Origin of the sequence: Streptomyces sp. XM83C, assembly GCF_023072675.1 — a bacterium.
Taxonomy (GTDB): Bacteria; Actinomycetota; Actinomycetes; order Streptomycetales; family Streptomycetaceae; genus Streptomyces; species Streptomyces thermocoprophilus.
In genome coordinates, this window is sequence record NZ_JALLGL010000511.1 from 1 (window position 1) to 2,280 (window position 2,280).

The 2,280-nt window shown below is 70.3% G+C and carries 2 protein-coding genes, 1 rRNA gene and 1 pseudogene; all 4 read left to right on the plus strand.

Annotation, left to right across the window (positions count from 1 at the left end; translation table 11 throughout):
• Positions 1-82: ribosomal RNA gene (gene rrf, locus MTQ10_RS29865) — 5S ribosomal RNA — on the plus strand; the annotation flags it as partial.
• A 60-nt stretch (positions 83-142) separates the two neighbouring features.
• The gene (locus tag MTQ10_RS29870) at positions 143-787 is read left to right on the plus strand and encodes an HAD family hydrolase (protein WP_247473643.1); all 645 of its coding nucleotides are present in this window, start codon (positions 143-145) and stop codon (positions 785-787) included.
• A gap of 69 nt (positions 788-856) precedes the next feature.
• Positions 857-1,582, plus strand: a complete 726-nt coding sequence (locus MTQ10_RS29875; RefSeq protein ID WP_247473645.1) for a VC0807 family protein — start codon at positions 857-859, stop codon at positions 1,580-1,582.
• A gap of 93 nt (positions 1,583-1,675) precedes the next feature.
• A pseudogene (locus MTQ10_RS29880) lies at positions 1,676-2,280 on the plus strand (MFS transporter); the annotation flags it as partial.

Here is a 2,280-nt window from a genome sequence, read left to right on the forward strand (position 1 = left end):
CATTCCGAACCCGGAAGCTAAGCCTTACAGCGCCGATGGTACTGCAGGGGGGACCCTGTGGGAGAGTAGGACGCCGCCGAACGATTTTTCCGGGGAGCCCCGCACCATTTGGTGCGGGGCTTTCCGCGTTTAGGGTTCAGGCATGCGCTATGAACTCGTCATCTTCGACAATGACGGCGTGCTCGTCGACAGTGAGCCGATCTCCAACCGGCATCTCGCCGCGTACCTCACCGAGGTGGGGCATCCGACGACCTATGAGGAGTCCATCCGGGACTACATGGGCTCCGCGATGCACCGCGTCCACGAGCTGGTGTGGGAGCGCAGCGGGCGGCGACTGCCGGAAGACTTCGACAATGTCTTTCACGCTCGCGTGTTCGCCGCGTTCGAGCGGGAGTTGAAGCCCGTCGCCGGCGTCGAGGACGTCCTGGCGAAGCTGACGGCAGCCGGGGTGCCGTACTGCCTGGCCTCGTCGGGAAGCCATGAGCGGATCCGGGTCGGGCACCGGGTGGCGGGGCTGGAGCGGTGGTTCGACGATGGGCGGATCTTCAGCTCGCAGGACGTCGGGCGGGGCAAGCCGGCGCCCGACCTGTTCCTGTACGCGGCGGAGAAGATGGGCGTCGCCCCGGAGCGGTGCGTGGTCGTCGAGGACAGTCCGCTGGGCGTACAGGCGGCCGTGGCGGCCGGGATGGACGTCCTCGGGTTCACCGCCATGACGCCCGCCGAGCGGCTCCAGGACGCCGGGCAACTCTTCTCCCGCATGGACGACTTGGCCGACCTGCTCGTCTGACATTTGTCATGCCGAGCTCCGGACGATCGTTTCTACCGGCGCCCCCGGCCCGGACGAGAAGCTGAGGGCATGACGACGAACAGGAAGTTCAAGAACCTCGCGCCGCTCCTCATCGACGTGGCGGTGCCCCTGGGGGCGTACTACCTGCTCAAGAACGGCTTCGGGACGAGCACGGTGACGGCGCTCGCGCTCAGCAGCATCGTCCCCGCGGTGCGGACCGCGTGGGCGGCGCTGCGGACGCGGCAGGTCAACGGGATGGCCGCGCTCATCCTCTTCGTGAACGTCGTGTCCCTGCTGCTGAGCTTCGTCGCCGGCGACCCGCGGCTGATGCTCGCCAAGGACAGCGGGGTCAGCAGTGCGATCGGTATCGGCATCATCGTCTCCGTCATGCTCGGCAAGCCGATGATGACCGCCGGGATGAAGCCGTGGGTCGTCAAGGGCGACGAGGCCCGCGAAGCCGCCTGGGCGCGCCTGGAGGCCTCCTCCGCGCGCTTCCGCAGCGCAGAGCGGAGGTTCTCCCTCGTGTGGGGCGTCGTCCTGCTGGTGGAGTGCGTGGCGCGGGTCGTGGGGGCGTACACGCTGCCCGTCGACACCATGGTGTGGCTCGGCAACGTGCTGATGATCGTGGCCATGGGCATCGGGTTCCTTGTCGGCGGCGCGCTCGGCGCCGGGCCGATGGCCCGCATGGTGATCGCCGAGGCCAAGGCGGCCCAGGGCCGGGACGCCGGAACGACGGCCGGAGCCCAGTCGCACACCGCGGCCCGCGTCGCCGTCGCACCGGCCGCGGCTGCCTGACGCACCGGTCGCCGCACCACACGCCGAAGCTGAACGAAATTCATCTCTGGCCGGATCTACCCACCGGTACGCCAGGGCCCTACCCTCGCCGCCATGACTGATGTGCTGCGGCGCGGCAGGGCCTCGCTGGCGTTCAGCTTCTTCGCCCAGGGCGTCGCCTTCGCTCTGCTCGTGACGCGCATCCCCGCCGTGCAGGACCGGTACGGCGTCTCCGACGCGCTGCTGCCGGTCTTCCTGGCGGCCGTGCCGGTGCTGGCCGGCGTCGGCAGTGTCACCACCGAACGCCTGGTCCGGCGGATACCGCCAAGCGCGTTGCTGCGCTGGTCCCAGCCGGTCGTTCTGCTGGCGCTGCTCGCAGTCGGGGCCGGGCGGGGGATGGCGGGGCTGGCGGTGGCGCTGGCCGCGTTCGGGCTCGCCGTGGGCGCGCTGGACGCCTCGATGAACATGCTCGGGGTGAGTCTGCAGCGGTCGTACGGGCGCAGCATCATGCTCAGCTTCCACGCGGTGTACAGCCTGGGCGGGATCCTCGGGGCCTCGCTGGCGTGGGCGGGGGCGCACTGGCATCTGGCGCTGTGGGTGTCGTATCTGCCGGTCGTGGCGGTGCTGCTGCCGGCGGCGTTGCTCGGGAGCCGGTGGTACGTCGACGGGGACGGCGAGGGGGCCGAGGGCGCCTCGGAGGCCAGGGCGGAGGCGTCGGC

Coding starts and splice junctions, on each gene's coding strand:
- MTQ10_RS29870 (WP_247473643.1), top strand. CDS start 143: ATGCGCTATGAACTCGTCATCTTCGACAATGACGGCGTGCTCGTCGAC.
- MTQ10_RS29875 (WP_247473645.1), top strand. CDS start 857: ATGACGACGAACAGGAAGTTCAAGAACCTCGCGCCGCTCCTCATCGAC.